The sequence below is a fragment of the Citrobacter sp. MGH103 genome, assembly GCF_001034475.2.
Classification (GTDB): Bacteria; Pseudomonadota; Gammaproteobacteria; order Enterobacterales; family Enterobacteriaceae; genus Citrobacter; species Citrobacter freundii.
This window is the reverse complement of the sequence record NZ_CP073043.1, coordinates 2,378,544-2,393,810: the sequence shown is the minus strand read 5'-3', so window position 1 is coordinate 2,393,810 and position 15,267 is coordinate 2,378,544. Positions and strand designations below refer to the sequence as shown.

General features: G+C 50.4%; 17 protein-coding genes. 5 read left to right on the top strand and 12 right to left on the bottom strand.

Going from position 1 to position 15,267, the window contains the following annotated elements; genetic code table 11:
* Window positions 1–4 precede the first annotated feature (4 nt).
* Complete coding sequence (locus SK33_RS11605; protein ID WP_171859132.1) at window positions 5–412, bottom strand: cupin domain-containing protein; 408 nt, start codon at window positions 410–412, stop codon at window positions 5–7.
* Between the two features lie 211 nt (window positions 413–623).
* On the bottom strand, window positions 624–1,007 hold the full coding sequence (locus SK33_RS11600) for a VOC family protein (RefSeq protein WP_048217815.1): 384 nt from the start codon (window positions 1,005–1,007) through the stop codon (window positions 624–626).
* A 120-nt stretch (window positions 1,008–1,127) separates the two neighbouring features.
* Between SK33_RS11600 and SK33_RS11595 the strand changes: the two genes are divergently transcribed.
* On the top strand, window positions 1,128–1,898 hold the full coding sequence (locus SK33_RS11595) for a DeoR/GlpR family DNA-binding transcription regulator (protein WP_048217816.1): 771 nt from the start codon (window positions 1,128–1,130) through the stop codon (window positions 1,896–1,898).
* On the opposite strand, the gene SK33_RS11590 is transcribed toward SK33_RS11595, so the two are convergent.
* Both SK33_RS11590 and SK33_RS11585 read right to left on the bottom strand, forming a co-directional pair.
* Window positions 1,895–2,179 carry a Rho-binding antiterminator gene (locus SK33_RS11590; protein WP_003843950.1) on the bottom strand — a complete coding sequence of 95 codons (285 nt, stop codon included), beginning with the start codon at window positions 2,177–2,179 and terminating at the stop codon, window positions 1,895–1,897. The two genes, SK33_RS11595 and SK33_RS11590, sit on opposite strands and share 4 nt — an antisense overlap.
* Window positions 2,180–2,245: 66 nt before the next feature.
* Complete coding sequence (locus SK33_RS11585; protein WP_003020425.1) at window positions 2,246–2,476, bottom strand: glutaredoxin family protein; 231 nt, start codon at window positions 2,474–2,476, stop codon at window positions 2,246–2,248.
* A gap of 114 nt (window positions 2,477–2,590) precedes the next feature.
* On the opposite strand from SK33_RS11585, the gene SK33_RS11580 reads away from it, so the two are divergent.
* Window positions 2,591–3,154 (top strand): MarR family winged helix-turn-helix transcriptional regulator, encoded by a 564-nt coding sequence (locus SK33_RS11580; RefSeq protein ID WP_048217818.1) that lies wholly within the window; start codon window positions 2,591–2,593, stop codon window positions 3,152–3,154.
* A 37-nt stretch (window positions 3,155–3,191) separates the two neighbouring features.
* On the opposite strand, the gene mppA is transcribed toward SK33_RS11580, so the two are convergent.
* Window positions 3,192–4,805 carry a murein tripeptide ABC transporter substrate-binding protein MppA gene (gene mppA / locus SK33_RS11575; RefSeq protein ID WP_048217819.1) on the bottom strand — a complete coding sequence of 538 codons (1,614 nt, stop codon included), beginning with the start codon at window positions 4,803–4,805 and terminating at the stop codon, window positions 3,192–3,194.
* A gap of 184 nt (window positions 4,806–4,989) precedes the next feature.
* Between mppA and mpaA the strand changes: the two genes are divergently transcribed.
* Window positions 4,990–5,718, top strand: coding sequence for a murein tripeptide amidase MpaA (mpaA, locus tag SK33_RS11570; protein ID WP_003020433.1), 729 nt, complete (start codon window positions 4,990–4,992; stop codon window positions 5,716–5,718).
* Here mpaA and ycjG read toward each other — a convergent pair.
* The gene (gene ycjG / locus SK33_RS11565) at window positions 5,693–6,658 is read right to left on the bottom strand and encodes an L-Ala-D/L-Glu epimerase (RefSeq protein WP_048217822.1); all 966 of its coding nucleotides are present in this window, start codon (window positions 6,656–6,658) and stop codon (window positions 5,693–5,695) included. The two genes, mpaA and ycjG, sit on opposite strands and share 26 nt — an antisense overlap.
* A gap of 115 nt (window positions 6,659–6,773) precedes the next feature.
* On the opposite strand from ycjG, the gene tpx reads away from it, so the two are divergent.
* Window positions 6,774–7,280: a thiol peroxidase gene (gene tpx, locus SK33_RS11560; protein ID WP_003020437.1), complete on the top strand. Its 507-nt coding sequence runs from the start codon at window positions 6,774–6,776 to the stop codon at window positions 7,278–7,280.
* Between the two features lie 53 nt (window positions 7,281–7,333).
* Here tpx and tyrR read toward each other — a convergent pair whose 3' ends face one another.
* The 4 genes from tyrR to pspE form a co-directional block, all read right to left on the bottom strand.
* Entirely contained in the window at window positions 7,334–8,878 is a 1,545-nt protein-coding gene (gene tyrR / locus SK33_RS11555; RefSeq protein ID WP_003020438.1) for a transcriptional regulator TyrR, read from the bottom strand.
* Between the two features lie 146 nt (window positions 8,879–9,024).
* Window positions 9,025–10,086, bottom strand: a complete 1,062-nt coding sequence (locus SK33_RS11550; RefSeq protein WP_008322369.1) for a YcjF family protein — start codon at window positions 10,084–10,086, stop codon at window positions 9,025–9,027.
* Window positions 10,083–11,480: a YcjX family protein gene (locus tag SK33_RS11545; RefSeq protein WP_003020444.1), complete on the bottom strand. Its 1,398-nt coding sequence runs from the start codon at window positions 11,478–11,480 to the stop codon at window positions 10,083–10,085. The genes SK33_RS11550 and SK33_RS11545 overlap by 4 nt, the downstream gene beginning before the upstream one ends.
* Before the next feature lie 142 nt (window positions 11,481–11,622).
* Complete coding sequence (pspE, locus tag SK33_RS11540; RefSeq protein WP_003020447.1) at window positions 11,623–11,940, bottom strand: thiosulfate sulfurtransferase PspE; 318 nt, start codon at window positions 11,938–11,940, stop codon at window positions 11,623–11,625.
* A gap of 228 nt (window positions 11,941–12,168) precedes the next feature.
* Here pspE and SK33_RS11535 point away from each other — a divergent pair, with 228 nt between their 5' ends.
* Complete coding sequence (locus SK33_RS11535) at window positions 12,169–13,179, top strand: LacI family DNA-binding transcriptional regulator (protein WP_003843961.1); 1,011 nt, start codon at window positions 12,169–12,171, stop codon at window positions 13,177–13,179.
* Between the two features lie 32 nt (window positions 13,180–13,211).
* Here SK33_RS11535 and SK33_RS11530 read toward each other — a convergent pair whose 3' ends face one another.
* The gene (locus SK33_RS11530) at window positions 13,212–14,117 is read right to left on the bottom strand and encodes an OmpG family monomeric porin (RefSeq protein ID WP_003020453.1); all 906 of its coding nucleotides are present in this window, start codon (window positions 14,115–14,117) and stop codon (window positions 13,212–13,214) included.
* Between the two features lie 67 nt (window positions 14,118–14,184).
* Complete coding sequence (locus tag SK33_RS11525) at window positions 14,185–15,267, bottom strand: ABC transporter ATP-binding protein (RefSeq protein ID WP_048217825.1); 1,083 nt, start codon at window positions 15,265–15,267, stop codon at window positions 14,185–14,187.

Genomic DNA, 15,267 nt, shown 5'->3' with positions numbered 1-15,267 from the left:
TAGTTCAGGGCAGCAGGTTGTACTCAGCGTCGCTAACCGGTTCCAGCCATTCGTTCGACGCGCCAGGGGCCGGGATTTCCACGGCGATATGGGCAAACCAACTATCACGCGCAGCGCCATGCCAATGTTTCATTCCCGCAGGAATATGCACGACATCACCGGTTTCCAGCTCGCGCGCCGGTTGATTCCATTCCTGATACCAGCCTCTACCACCGGTCACCAGCAATATTTGTCCGCCCTCGTGATGAACATGCCAGAAGTTACGACAACCCGGTTCAAATGCGACATTGCCAATTACCACACCTTCCATGGAGAGCATGGTCAGATAGCTATCACCAGTGAAATACTTCGCATAAGCTTCATTTTTCTCGCCTCGCGGAAAGACGCTGTTACCATCAAATTGTTGATTCATAATCTCCGCGCTGGCGCTGGGCGCGGTATTCAGTTGATTTTGCATTTCGATTCTCCAAAACGGTGGCGGCATGCGCCACCGGATGCTGAAAACTATAAAAATTATAGAGACTCGACAGGCTGGTGATTAGAGGTGGAAAGAAGGACAAACTTATGAATCATGTTCATTAATAATAAGCGTACGATTTATCTCATGGCGCTTGCTTTAAGCCCTACGCCACAATTTCAATCAGGTTACCGTCCGGATCGCGTATCACCGCTTCGTAATAACCATCGCCCGTAGTGCGCGGACCTGAGACTAATATCCCCTGTTCCTGCGCTTGCATTGCAACGGCATCAACATTTTCATTGCCGCCAACAGAAATGGCGAGGTGTACCCATCCGCAACGATTATTGTCAGGTTGCTGCCCGACAAGACCCGGTTTGGTCATTAACTCAATTGCAATATCCTCGCCAATTTTGACAAAATAAGATTCAAACCCAGGGTTGGTTTTACTGCAGTATTTCTCGTTGATCTTACCGTCAAAAAATGAAACCCAGAAGCGAGCTTGCTGCTCGAGATCCTGTGTCCATAACGCCATATGCGCAATCTTCATAGCGAACCTCTTCCCGTTGTATCCAGAATAGTACGATCCCTGTAAGGGATGTTGACATCGTTAATCATAATGCACGATCATGCACTTTATTGCTCGATGTTTATTTTACCTGGAGTACCTATGCTCGATTACGCCGCATTCCCGGAACAGCGCCAGGCGCTTATCTATCAGATCCTGCAAGAAAACGGCAGAGTCATTTGTTCTGAACTCGCGAACCGATTAGGCGTTTCTGAACATACAATTCGTCGTGACTTGCATGAATTGAGCAAAGATGGCGTATGCAAGAAGGTCTATGGTGGCGCGGTAATTGCACTCCCTGAATCCGAAGACATTGCCGTGCGCAAGGGTATTAATGTGGCCAAAAAGAGCAACATCGCGCAGCGATGTGCCAGACTGGTCAAATCCGGAAGCTGTATTTTTATCGACACGGGTAGCACCAATCTGGCGATGGCAGAAGCTCTGCCCGCCGAACTGGCGTTAACCGTGGTGACAAATTCACCGGAGATTGCCGCCGTTTTGCTAAAAAAACCGCTGTTTGAGGTCATTATGCTGGGCGGCGCGGTACAGAGATCTTCAGGCGGGTGTGTGGGAGCTTCCGCCATCGCACAAGTGCAGGACATTTTATTCGATCAGGGATTTATTGGCGGCTGTGCGATGTCGCCTGAATCCGGCTTAACGGGGTTTGATTACGCGGATTGTGAGTTCAAAAAAGCGGTGATCAAACAATGTAATGAAACTATCGTCGCGCTAACCGCTGAAAAAATCCCAGCCATCGCCCGATATGTCGTTACCGAAAGCAGCAATATTGATGTAATTGTTGTAGAGGACAACATCAGCAAAGAGTACGCCACAGCATTCCAGGCGCACGACATTCGGATTTATACCGTCTAACCGCGGCAGGCTCTCTGAAAACTTACTGTGCTAAACGTCGCTCCTGGCGTCAGCGCGGTGATAGCTGACAGACAATCCAGACGGATTTTTTGCTGATTTTCAGATTGCCCCACTACCAGAAATTCTTCTTTTTCCACGGTGGTACACGTCGTCAACGCTTTAGCATCAAAACATGTGCCATCCGTTAGTTCAATGCGCAACCAATAGTGGTACATGCAGGCGATTTCCAGATAATCATGAAGATCGCAATCTATCGGGTGATACTCTTCGGTCGTGTTCATCGCGTTACCTTCCCGAACGTCTTGTATATTCGGGAAATCACCAACGCAACTTCCCGAACTATCCAGCTATTTCAACGCTTCAATGGGAGCGCCAAAATTAATATGCAGCACATTGCCGTCAATCACCAGCGCCGGAACAGATTTCACGCCAGCCACTTCAGCCTCGGCAACCCGATCAGGATGCTCTCCCAGATGAACCACATCGATTTCAACATCCGCAGACAAGTGCTGCAGAAGAGTTTGTTCTGCGGAAACACAAACCGGGCAACCTGCATGATAGAAACGAGCTTTAGTCATGATACATCTCCTATAAATTATAGTGTCGATTCGATACTATAATTTATAGTACGTTGCTTTTATTCTTTGTCAATATAGTTTTTAATCGATACTATATGCCGAGGAGGATTTGTTATGCCCGACATGTCACTTTTCGACGTACTTGACCGGCTTTCCAGCCTGACACGGATGTGGTTTCGCCAGCATCCTTTACTGGTGGATCTTCAGCCAGTACAACTTAGTGCGTTAATGTATCTGGCCCGTTGTAACCGTTATTCCAATACGCCGCTTGGCGTGACAGACTACCTTGGTCTCACCAAAGGTACCGTGTCGCAATCGCTGAAGCTGTTGGAAAACAAAGGGTTGATTGTTCGCAAGCCGGATGACCGTGATAAACGTAGCGTCCATCTCCACTTAAGTGAGTCTGCCAATACCTTACTGGAAGCCCTGCTGCCCCCCACGTTTTTAGTGGAGGGTGAATCGGCAATGGGTGAACGGGCGAGCGTACTCAGAGAGCTGCTGTTAGAACTGTTACGCGGGATCCAGAGGACCAACAATGTGCCTGGCTTTGGTCTTTGCCATAGCTGTCGGTTCCACCAAAAAATTGATGGTCAGGGATTTTGTAATCTGACGAAAGAGGGATTAAGTGAAGAAGATTCGTTGCTGATTTGCCGTGAGCATCAACCGCCGGAAACGTAGAATGGCTGATGCAAAATCACACCAGCCATTATCTCTGTCAGTGCTTAACGATATACATTGTGCGGCTATAGGCCACATCTTCAGGGTTAGTAATCGGATACCCTTTCAGCCATGGTTTAATTAAACGCCCATTAGTGTACTGATAGATCGGCGCAATAGGTGCCTGTTCCATCAGAATCTTCTCCGCAGCGTTATAATCAGCATTCCGCGCTTTTTCTGTATTCTCCAGAGTAGCCTGAGTCAACACTTTATCGTATGCCGGATTATTAAAGCGGGAGATATTGCCCGTATGGGTCGATGTTAATAATGACAGGAACGTAGAAGGCTCATTGTAGTCGCCCACCCAGGAGGCACGGATCACATCAAAATTACCGGTATTACGGCTGTCGATATACGTTTTCCATTCCTGGTTCTGCAGTTTCACGTCAACACCAAGGTTTTTCTTCCACATAGAAGCCACTGCGATAGCAATCTTCTGATGATTTTCTGAGGTGTTGTACAGCAGCGTCAGTTTAAGCGGTTTCTGTGGACCATAGCCCGCCGCACGCAGCAGCGTTTTCGCCTGCGCGTTCAATTCTTCCTGACTCATTTGCTCAAACGGTGAAGGTTCCGGCACAAATCCTGCCGTTACATCCGGCGTAAAATGCCATGCAGGCTTCTCACCGGTACCCAGCACCTTCTCCGCCATCAGGCGACGGTCGATAGTCATGCTGAGCGCCAGACGCACGCGTGAATCGGCAGTCGGTCCCTTCTGGGTATTAAAGGCATAATAATAAGTACCAAGCTGCGGCGGGGTGTAAACCTGACCCGGGATATCCTTCAACAGTTTCTGGTACAGATTTTTCGGGAAGGATTCCGTGATATCAATATCACCAGCAAGATAGCGCTTGGTCGCTGCCGATTCCTGGTTAATTGGCAGGAATGTGACTTTTTGCAGCACTGTTTTGGCGTTGTCCCAATAATGCGTGTTCGGGATAACTTCCAGTTTTTCGTTCACGACGCGATTTTTTAGCACATAGGCGCCATTACCAATCAGGTTGCCCGGTTTGGTCCACTCTTTGCCGCTCTCAACGTTGGCTTTTTGTACCGGATAAAATGCAAAACTCGCCGTCAGATTGGCAAACCAGGGCAGCGGTTTATCCAGTTGAACTTTCAATGTCCGTGCATCGACAGCACTAACGCCAAGTTTATCAGGCGTGGCTTTGCCATCGATAATAGCCTGAGCATTATTAATGCCCGCCAGCGCAGCAAACCAGGCAAACGGCGACAGCGTTTTTGGATCAACCAGACGCTGCCAGCTGTAGACAAAATCCTGCGCCGTTACGGGCGTACCATCCGCCCATTGCGCATTGTCGCGCAGCGTAAACGTCCAGATGCGGTTATCGTTACTCTTCCACTGGGTAGCGACGCCAGGTACGATCTCACCCTTCTCATTCTGGTTGACCAGCCCTTCAAATAAATCACGAATTACCTGAATCTCAGGGAGCCCGACGGCCTTTGCCGGATCAAGCGACGCCGGTTCGTCTTTTATATGACGCACCAGTTCTTGTTTCTCTGCCAGTACCGTTCCGCTGGGAACATCAGCAGCCCAGGATAAAGAAATGCTGCTAACCAACAACGCACAACAGGTTACTGAAACAGAATGCTGCATAAGATACCCTCGATTCCGGCTACTAAGTGAATGTGTAATTATTTGTATCGCCAGCAGGAAATGCAATTAACTTCCGACAAGAAAGTGATATTACACCTGAAAAGATAAGTGTGTGAAAACGATTTGATTATCCATACATTTTGCACAACACTGCGAGTAACAATCCAAGCATTCAGAGATGACTATGACCGTTACCCGTCCCCGTGCCGAGCGCGGCGCATTCCCACCTGGAACCGAACATTACGGACGTTCATTGTTAGGCGCACCGCTAATCTGGTTTCCTGCACTGGCAGCCGATCGTGAAAGCGGCCTGATACTGGCGGGAACGCACGGCGACGAAAACTCCTCGGTCGTTACCCTTTCCTGCGCATTGCGTACGCTTAACCCTTCCCTGCGTCGCCATCATGTGGTGCTAGCCGTAAACCCTGACGGTTGCCAGCTTGGGCTGCGCGCAAATGCGAACGGCGTCGATCTTAACCGTAACTTTCCCGCCGCAAACTGGAAAGCAGGCGAAACGGTGTATCGCTGGAACAGTAGCGCAGAAGAGCGTGATGTGGTGTTGTTGACCGGCGATCATCCGGGCTCGGAACCAGAAACCCAGGCATTGTGTCAGCTTATTCACCGAATTCATCCCGCCTGGGTAGTCTCTTTTCACGATCCACTGGCCTGTATTGAAGATCCCAGAAGCAGCGAGCTGGGCGCGTGGCTGGCACAATCGTTTGAATTGCCTCTAGTCACCAGTGTAGGTTATGAAACGCCCGGCTCTTTTGGTAGCTGGTGCGCAGACTTAAACTTACACTGTATAACCGCCGAATTTCCGCCCATTTCATCGGATGAAGCGAGCGAAAAATACCTGCTAGCCATGTCCAATCTCCTGCGCTGGCACCCTAGAGATGGAGCTGCCCGGTCGTAAAATGCAGGGCTGGCGCCGCATCGGTGGCAAGCCACGTTGGGCCATCAAGATCCGCAAAGCTAACCAGTGGCGTAAGGGGTAACGCCGCGCCGATCGCCCGGGAGGTACACAGCATGCAGCCCAGCATCAGCGCAAATCCCTGCTCGCGTGCTTCGGTTGCCAGCGCGAGCGCTTCCGTCAGGCCGCCTGTTTTGTCCAGTTTGATATTAACCATTTCATAGCGTCCGTGCAGTGCTTTCAGACTGCTACGGGTGTGGCAGCTTTCATCTGCGCAGATGGGCAGCGGATGTACAAAATTCTCAAGCGCGGCATCATCCTGCGCCGGCAGCGGCTGCTCCAGCATCGCAACCCCTAAATCAGCCAGCAGCTGACAGCGTGCCGCAAGGCCTTCTGCCCGCCAGGATTCGTTGGCGTCGACAATAATCGTGGCGTCAGGAACAGCCGCACGAATGGCAACCATTCGCTCACTAATCAAGCGAGCATCCAGTTTAACTTTCAGCAATTTCGCGCCATTTTCCCACAGCGCAGCCGCGCTCGCGGCCATTTGTTCCGGTGAGCCAATCACTACGGTTTGCGCCGTAGTCACCACTTCCGCCAGTTCACTTCCCACTAATTCCGCCAGCGACTGCTGCTGTTGACGCGAACTTAGATCCCACAACGCGCAATCCACGGCATTACGCGCTGCCCCCGCTGGCAGCTGCTTTTGCAGCTCTTCACGCGTCATTCCGTTTTCCAGTTGTGGCGCAATGCTCATAATTTGCGCCAGCACTGAGGCATCGCTTTCACCGTAGCGCGGGTACGGTGTGCACTCGCCAATACCTGTGACGCCGTTTTCTTCCACTTCGACAACCACCACATGCGCTTCGGTCCGGCTCCCACGGGCAATGACAAAGGGAGTGTGCAGCGGCCAAGCTTCCTCATATACCTTAACTGTTCTCATTTGTTTTCCTTAATGCAGTCCCTGAAGCGGATATCCGCAAATAGCGTTTGCCGTGTTAACTGCTGATGGCATAAACTAGCCTCGACGTTAACTATATGTAAACAGGAAGATAACCATGTCACAAACCGTTCATTTCCAGGGCAACCCGGTTGCAGTTGCCGGCTCTATTCCTCAGGCTGGAAGCAAAGCTCAGGCTTTTACCCTTGTGGCTAAAGACCTGTCTGACGTTACGCTGGGCCAGTTCGCAGGCAAGCGCAAAGTGCTGAATATTTTCCCAAGCATCGATACCGGCGTTTGCGCGGCATCGGTACGTAAGTTTAACCAACTGGCGACAGAAATCGACAATACCGTCGTACTGTGCATCTCAGCCGACCTGCCATTCGCCCACTCTCGTTTTTGCGGCGCGGAAGGTCTGAGCAACGTTATCACGCTGTCCACCCTGCGCAACGCAGAATTCCTGAAAAACTACGGTGTTGAAATCGCTGAAGGCCCGCTGAAAGGCCTGGCCGCACGTGCCGTGGTCGTTATTGACGAAAATGATAACGTTGTTTTCAGCCAGCTGGTCAATGAAATCACCAACGAACCAGACTACACTGCTGCGCTGGACGTACTGAAAGCGTAAGCTGCGTCTGCATACAAAAATGCCTCCGCATGGAGGCATTTTCATTTACGGCATTACTCTTCGCTTTTTTTCTGCTGGCTCAGTCCATACTCACGCAATTTGTTAGCAATCGCAGTATGCGAAACGCCGAGGCGCTTGGCCAGCTTGCGCGTGCTGGGATAATTCATATACAGCTGCGTCAACACGGAGCGTTCAAAGCGGCTGGTGATTTCATCCAGCGACCCTTCCATCACCTCTTCTCCGACAGCAACCGTTGCCGCATCGTAATCCGGCAGCAAAATATCCTGTGGTCGTAGCTCATAGCCTTCTAGCTGGGTCAGCGCCCGGTAGATCGCATTTTTAAGCTGACGCACGTTGCCCGGCCAACCATAACGAGTTAGTACCGTGCTGAGATCTGCAGACAGTTTCGGACGCGGCACGCCCTGCTCGTCGGCAAAACGCGCCACAAACAGTTCGGTAAGCGGCATAATATCTTGTGGGCAATCGCGCAGCGGCGGCAGGTTTAGCGTTAGTACATTAAGACGATAATAGAGGTCTTCACGGAAAAGTCCTTTCTGCACCAGTTCCACAAGGTTCTTTTGCGTTGCGCAAATCACGCGAACATCAACATGAACTTCGTGATCTTCTCCCACGCGACGGAATGTGCCGTCATTGAGAAAACGCAGCAATTTGGTCTGCATACGTGGCGACATTTCGCCAATTTCATCTAACAGAACCGAACCGCCATTCGCCTGCTCAAAGAAGCCTTTTTTACCTTCCGGCGCATGGCCAAACAGCTCGCTTTCAACCGCATCTTCAGGAATTGACGCGCAGTTCAGCGCCAGATACGGTTTTGACGCACGCGGACTTGCCAGGTGGCAGGCATGAGCAAAGAGATCTTTGCCGGTGCCGGTATTACCGGTAATCAGCAGCGGCGCGCTCAACGTCGCCAGCTTGCGCGCCTGTTCCACCACGTGTTTCATTTTGGCGCTGACGGCAATAATCTGGCTAAACGCGCTGAGATCCTGCGTAGTCATATTTTGCAGCTGGCGTCCCATTCGGATAGTGGAGCGCAACATCACCACCGCACCGGTCAGCATCTGCTCCTGATTTTCGCCCTGCAAATGGACAGGCGTAATTTCCATCAGGAAATTCTGTCCGTTAATTACGACATGTTCGCTCTGGGAATCCTGCGGATTGCTTTCCAGCCAGCGCTGGAAGTTAAACCCATTGATTAGCTGGGCGGCGGTATGATTGCGCATCCGATCCTGCGTATGCGCGAAAAGCTGACAGCTCGCAGGGTTCGCCATCTCGACTTTGCTTTTCATATCCAGAGAAAGGACCGGTTCTGGCAACGCTTCAAGCAGCGCACTAAGCGCCAGATGTTCACGTTCGGAAGGCATCCAGGGTACGGTACGCACATCCGTAACCCCTGAAATACGGCGGATTTCAGCCATCAGACTGCTGAAGTTGGTGAACTCCAGCTCCGCAAAATTAAGGTAAATTCGCCCGATGGGGTCAATCTCGATACCGCGTAAATCAATGCTTCTCAGCACCAGTAAATCGAGCAGTTCGCGGGTCAGACCAAGACGGTCTTCACAAAAGACTTCCAAACGCATAGGAACCTTCACCTGGACAAGGGATTATGTGTTAAATGATAAGCCAGTATTTGGTTTGCAGGAAGAACTCTGTCAACAAATATTGACAGCGAGCTGGAAAATTGGGCGCCGGGGCGTAAAGTTAAACGATCGGCGCCTGTTTATAGCTAACTTTCGCGCGGAGATTTATTCTTTTGTAAGGTCTCTTTCACCTGACCAATCAGTTGGCGGCGGAAATCACCCAGCCGAGGCTTATCATCATCGATCCACGGTAGCGGTCGGCATAGTTCCATGGCTTTGATACCCAGACGCGCCGTTAATAAGCCCGCGCCAATGCCCTGAGCTGCACGTGTCGATAAGCGGGCGGCTAAATCCTGCGACATCCAGTCCATCCCTACTTCCCGCACCAGTTCACTGGCCCCGGCAAAAGCGATATTCAACAGCACCAGACGGAACAAACGCAGGCGGCTGTAATAACCCAGCTCAATGCCATACAGCGAAGCAATACGATTAATCAGCCGCAGATTGCGCCAGGCGATAAACGCCATATCCACCAGCGCCAGCGGGCTGACGGCAATCATCAGCGTGGATTCTGCCGCTGAACGGCTAATCTCACGCCGGGCTTGCGCATCCAGCACCGGCTGCACCAGATGGGCGTATAGACTGACCACTTCGCGATCGTTCTGCGTTTCATGAATTGAGGCATACCAGCGCTGCAATGCCGGATGAGACTGATCGATGCCCGCCTGCTGCGCCAGCTTTTCACAGAATGCACGACCTTTTCCGGTTCCATGGCTGTGGAGTAGATCTCGCGCTTCATCACGTTCGTGCGCGCGCTGACGCAATCGCCACAATCTGCGCCATTCGGTCGCCACCGATCCAACACCTGCGCCGATAATCAATGCGCCTGCGGCACATCCTCCCAGCGCGACCCAGTCCTGAGTCTGCCAGGCATTCATAGTCCACTGCACACCCTGAGCGACAACGCTCACGCCAAACAGCGCCAGGCCACCCATCACCATCTTACGCCACAGACTGCGTTTAGGGCGAAGGGCCGCATCAATAACGGCTTCTGCCTGACCTTCGTCTTCCAGTGGTTCATCCACTGTCGCCGGAGAAAAAGTCTGCGCCTCCGTTTCGTTAAACATCTGCTGCGCTTTAAACGCCGCATTTTGTTCCACATCCAGCGGACCTGAGAAATCGATACGCGGTTTTAACGGCTCGCTCATCGCAATTTATCTCCTATCAAAAACTCCAGCGCGGCATCAAGACGGATATGCGGTAAGGGCTTATCGACATCCATCACCTGCGGGCGAAACGCCTCAAACTGAAAGCCCTGGTTGTCCCAAAATGCCTGTCCAGGTAAACGCGCGGGCACTTCCCCCGGATAAACGGTTAGCGGTTCGCCATCGCTCAGACGATTACCACGCAGCGCGGGGATCTTTTCACCTTTCACATCGATCAGGCCGCTGGTGGTTGCCTGCACCGATGCCAGCCCCAGACAATCCATGCTGATACCTTCGAACGCAGCGTTTTGCCAGGCATCCTGAATTAACTGCTGCAATAGCGACACCATATTGGCGTGCTGATCGACGGTGACGTGGTCGGCTTTGGTGGCGGCAAACAGCAGTTTGTCGATCACCGGAGAAAACAGCCGACGAAACAGCGTGCGCTGTCCATAATGGAAACTTTGCATCAGTTGGGTCAGCGCCAGACGCATGTCGTTAAACGCCTGTGGCCCGCTGTTGAGCGGTTGCAGGCAATCGACCAGCACAATCTGACGATCAAAGCGCAGGAAGTGATTCTTATAAAATCCCTTCACGACTTTTTCACAGTAGTAATTAAACCTGTCGCGCAGCATGCCCGCATTGGTGTGTTTATCTGCCTGCGCCAGCTTCGATTCTCCCCAGGCATCAACGTCCGGCCACGGGAAGAATTGCAACGCAGGCGCGCCCGCCATATCTCCTGGCAGAACAAAACGGCCCGGCTGAATAAAGTGCAGTCCCTGCTGCTTGCATTGATGCAGATACTCCGTCCAGGCAGCAGCGATTTCCGCCAGACGGTTTTCGTCAGCAGGTGCCAGTGGATCGAGCCCGTGGCTTAACTGCCGCCATTTTGCCGACCATTCGCCACGCTGACCCTGTAATAATCCGGTCATTTGCCGCGACCAGCTCAAATAATCCTGGGCCAGCATCGGTAAATCGAGCAGCCACTCCCCCGGATAATCGACGATTTCCAGGTACAGCGTGGAGGTGTCTTTAAAGTGGCGCAGTAATGAGTCATTAGACTTGTAACGCAGCGCCAGACGAATTTCACTCACACCGCGCGTTGGTGTCGGCCAGGTCGGCGGAGAACCATACAGCTGCGCCAGTCCTTCATCATAGGTAAAGCGCGGAATACCAAAGTCGCGTTGTGGAACCCGTTTCACGCCAAGCAGACGCTCTTCGCGCACGCAACTGAGCAACGGCAAACGCGCACCGGCATGAATATTGAGTAACTGATTTACCATTGCGGTGATAAACGCCGTTTTACCGCTCCGGCTAAGTCCGGTGACAGCCAGGCGTAAATGCCGGTCTACGCCGCGATTAACCAGCGAATTGAATTCATTTTTAAGTCGCTTCATCGCCATCCCGTTTTGCTGAAGGAACCGAAGAAATTATAACAAACAGGAAGTAAAGATAGGGGTCAATTCTTACTTATCAACTACCTGAGCTGTATCAGGCGGCATTATTCTTACCGCCTGTAGCAGAATGAATGCGGGCGGTTTATTTATTCTCTACTTTAGGAAGCGCTATCTGATTGATGCCACCTTCGTTGGTCACCTGCGTGTAGCCCATTTCAGTCAGCATATCTTTCGCCTGCCCTGATTGACGCCCGGAGTTGCAATAGAGCTTCACGGTATCGTTCTTATCTGGAACTTCAGTTACGATACGCGCCTTGATCTCTTTTAACGGGATGTTGACAGCCCCCTGAATATGCTGTTGTTGGTACTGTTCAGGAACGCGAACATCAATCCAGTGCTCGGCAGCATAAACAGGCATGCCAATAACCAGTGCCAACGCTAATACGCTTTTCTTCAACATAATATCTTCCTGACTGATAGTTGGATTTAACCCCTACACTATACGCCAGTTCTTAAGAAAATATTGCGACCGCATTATCACCGTCCGCCCCCGTGGACGATTGTTCCTCAGCACGCACATAGTGCGGTTAGCCTTTTGATTTTCCTACCCGCATTCCGAGATTGTTGTCATTCGCCACTTAACTCCATAATATGTCCGCCATTGACTCTCGGACGGAGCTTGGGATCTATGTCTCCTACCATTTATGATATTGCACGAGCCGCTGGTGTATCAAAATCCACGGTATCGCGCGTGCTTAATAAGCAAACCAACATCTCGCCGGAGGCGCTTGAAAAGGTGCTGCGCGCAATTGATGAGTTACAGTATCAGCCGAATAAACTTGCTCGCGCGCTTACCTCTTCCGGGTTTGATGCAATAATGGTGATATCCACCCGTTCTGCAAAAACAACTGCCGGTAATCCGTTTTTCTCTGAAGTATTGCATGCAATTACTGCCAAGGCTGAAGAAGTCGGTTTTGATGTCATATTGCAGACGTCGCGAAGCACCGAAGATGATTTACAAAAATGTGAGAGCAAAATTAAGCAGAAGTTGATCAAAGGGATCATTATGCTGAGCTCTCCTGCCGATGAATCATTTTTTGCTCGGTTGGATAAATACAACGTCCCGGTTGTGGTTATCGGGAAGGTTGAAGGTGACTACACTAATGTCTATTCTGTAGACACCGATAATTATCGCGACAGTATTACGCTGACAAATGCGCTGATTGAGAGTGGCCACCGTAATATAGCCTGTTTGCATGCACCGCTTGACGTTCATGTTTCTATCGATCGCGTTAACGGTTATAAAGCCAGCCTTCAGGCACATAACATTAAAATGCGCGATGAGTGGGTTATTGACGGGGGGTATACTCATGAAACCGCCCTACTTGCTTCTCGAAAATTACTTAGTCAGCAACCGTTACCCGATGCCGTATTTGCGACAGACAGCTTGAAGTTAATGAGTTTATATCGCGTAGCGGCCGAGAAAAACATTTCCATTCCAAAGCAACTTGCCGTTGTAGGCTATAGTAATGAGCTACTTTCTTTTATGCTCACACCAGTTCCTGGTGGAATTGATGTACCTACTCAGCAGTTGGGTGAACAAAGTTGTAATTTATTATTTAATCTGATTGCAGGTGAAAAAGGATTACAGAATATCACGGTGAGCACGCAAATATCGTTGGCCGATTCACTGGTGTAAAAACAGGGGCATAATAATGCCCCTGTTCATTTTTAGAATGCGTAGTTCACGCCTATACCAGCATAATGGAACCTGTCGCTTTCACCTTCGTCATGATTTTCCCACTCATAAGCATACTCCAGAGACATTGATAAACCGTTCTGGAAATCATACGCATACAGTAAACCGAGGCGATTGAAATCATGGCCTTCGCGTTCAGGATCATCCTGCCAGTCCCAGTTTGACCAGCGATCAAGCCCGATACGGGTATACGGCGTCAGGGTTGTATTGCCGAAGGACAGAGGCAGATAAGCACGAATTTCCTGGGTTGAGAACTCACCATTATTACGCGAATCTGCCAGATTAAAGCCGCGTTCAAGGTAATAGTTGACCGTTAACCCTACTGTTTCGTTAAACGTATAATTCAACCCGCTCTCACTTTCGACGCGGCTATCAGAGTAGCCGGTGGTGCTCAAATCATTAACGAATTGATACATCGCAAACCAGCCGCTAAAGCGCAGATCATCGGTAAGTTTAACATCCCAATCTGGCTGCACTTTCCAGCGCTGCATATTAGCTGTATCTTTTCCGGGTTCATTGACATAGTGATAACCGTAATTACGAAAGCCACCGGTCAGACCGAAATTAACATTCTCGCTTTCAAGGAATTGATAGCGGACTTCCAGTTCAGGGCGGTCAAACCACGTACCGCGCTTACCCTCGCTGTAATCAACCGGTCCTTCCTGGTAATAGGCCAGCGATATTTTCCACGGCCCATTGGACGCATTAAAATAGATGGACGGTTCAGCCAGTCCATCCATATCTTCGCCCTGACCTTCAACGTTTTCTATTTCGTACATAGCACCGATATTAAAGTGCCAGTCATTCTTTTCAGCAGCCTGCGCGCAGGCCATTCCCGCGCTCATAATCAGCGCAGTCGCGGACAGTAGGGTTTTCATTATTATTCCTTGTTAAAATACTCGCAAAAATGCCCCAAGGCGCGGGGGATTATTATCCCCCGGAATTTTATTGAATAGCCACTTCAGTTTCAGTATCAAAGAAATGGCATTTCGCCATATCAAAATGAATAGTGATATTTTCTCCTGCGTGATAATCATTCACTGCACCGGCACGGACCACCAACTCATGCCCCCCAACAATGGTATAAAGCATAAATTCAGCGCCAGTGAGTTCTGCAACGCTAATTTTTGCTGATACACTATTTTCATTATTAAGCTGCGGATGGATATCCTCAGGGCGAATACCCAGCGTGATCGCCTGATGTTCATAACCCTGCGTTTTTAATTGTGCTAATTTATTTTCTGGAATCGTTAATTTTAGTGTTTCAGTAACAAACTTATCACCGTCAATCGCGCCACGAATAAAGTTCATGGCCGGTGAGCCAATAAATCCTGCGACAAACATATTTGCTGGGTGGTTATAAACTGTTTTCGGCGCACCAACCTGCTGAACAATACCATCCTTCATAATCACAATACGCGTCGCCATCGTCATGGCTTCTGTTTGATCGTGGGTAACATATATCATGGTGGTATTGAGTTTCTGATGCAGCTTGCTGATTTCTGCCCGCATCTGTACGCGAAGTTTGGCATCGAGATTCGATAAGGGTTCATCCATCAGGAAGACCCCTGCCTCACGAACAATCGCACGCCCCAGTGCCACACGTTGACGCTGACCACCGGATAACGCACCCGGTTTACGTTGCAGATAATCGCGCAGGCCAAGGATTTGCGCCGCCCAGTTGACACGTTCCTCAATCACGGCAGGGGCAATTTTCTGCATTTTCAGGCCAAACGCCATGTTGTCATAGACTGTCATGTGCGGGTACAACGCGTAGTTCTGAAAGACCATCGCAATGTTGCGCGATTTCGCCGGCACATCGTTCATCCGTTTACCGTCAATCAGCAGATCGCCACCGCTGATCTCCTCCAGACCGGCGATCATGCGCAACGTCGTTGACTTCCCACAGCCTGAAGGGCCAACAAAAACAATAAACTCTCTGTCTTCAATTTCCAGATTGAAGTCTTTAACGACGTGTACCTGGTTGTCGTAAATTTTTTGAATGTGTTGCAACGAAAGCTGTGCCAT

Coding starts and splice junctions, on each gene's coding strand:
- SK33_RS11605 (WP_171859132.1), bottom strand. CDS start 412: ATGAATCAACAATTTGATGGTAACAGCGTCTTTCCGCGAGGCGAGAAA.
- SK33_RS11600 (WP_048217815.1), bottom strand. CDS start 1,007: ATGAAGATTGCGCATATGGCGTTATGGACACAGGATCTCGAGCAGCAA.
- SK33_RS11595 (WP_048217816.1), top strand. CDS start 1,128: ATGCTCGATTACGCCGCATTCCCGGAACAGCGCCAGGCGCTTATCTAT.
- SK33_RS11590 (WP_003843950.1), bottom strand. CDS start 2,179: ATGAACACGACCGAAGAGTATCACCCGATAGATTGCGATCTTCATGAT.
- SK33_RS11585 (WP_003020425.1), bottom strand. CDS start 2,476: ATGACTAAAGCTCGTTTCTATCATGCAGGTTGCCCGGTTTGTGTTTCC.
- SK33_RS11580 (WP_048217818.1), top strand. CDS start 2,591: ATGCCCGACATGTCACTTTTCGACGTACTTGACCGGCTTTCCAGCCTG.
- mppA (WP_048217819.1), bottom strand. CDS start 4,805: ATGCAGCATTCTGTTTCAGTAACCTGTTGTGCGTTGTTGGTTAGCAGC.
- mpaA (WP_003020433.1), top strand. CDS start 4,990: ATGACCGTTACCCGTCCCCGTGCCGAGCGCGGCGCATTCCCACCTGGA.
- ycjG (WP_048217822.1), bottom strand. CDS start 6,658: ATGAGAACAGTTAAGGTATATGAGGAAGCTTGGCCGCTGCACACTCCC.
- tpx (WP_003020437.1), top strand. CDS start 6,774: ATGTCACAAACCGTTCATTTCCAGGGCAACCCGGTTGCAGTTGCCGGC.
- tyrR (WP_003020438.1), bottom strand. CDS start 8,878: ATGCGTTTGGAAGTCTTTTGTGAAGACCGTCTTGGTCTGACCCGCGAA.
- SK33_RS11550 (WP_008322369.1), bottom strand. CDS start 10,086: ATGAGCGAGCCGTTAAAACCGCGTATCGATTTCTCAGGTCCGCTGGAT.
- SK33_RS11545 (WP_003020444.1), bottom strand. CDS start 11,480: ATGAAGCGACTTAAAAATGAATTCAATTCGCTGGTTAATCGCGGCGTA.
- pspE (WP_003020447.1), bottom strand. CDS start 11,940: ATGTTGAAGAAAAGCGTATTAGCGTTGGCACTGGTTATTGGCATGCCT.
- SK33_RS11535 (WP_003843961.1), top strand. CDS start 12,169: ATGTCTCCTACCATTTATGATATTGCACGAGCCGCTGGTGTATCAAAA.
- SK33_RS11530 (WP_003020453.1), bottom strand. CDS start 14,117: ATGAAAACCCTACTGTCCGCGACTGCGCTGATTATGAGCGCGGGAATG.
- SK33_RS11525 (WP_048217825.1), bottom strand. CDS start 15,267: ATGGCACAGCTTTCGTTGCAACACATTCAAAAAATTTACGACAACCAG.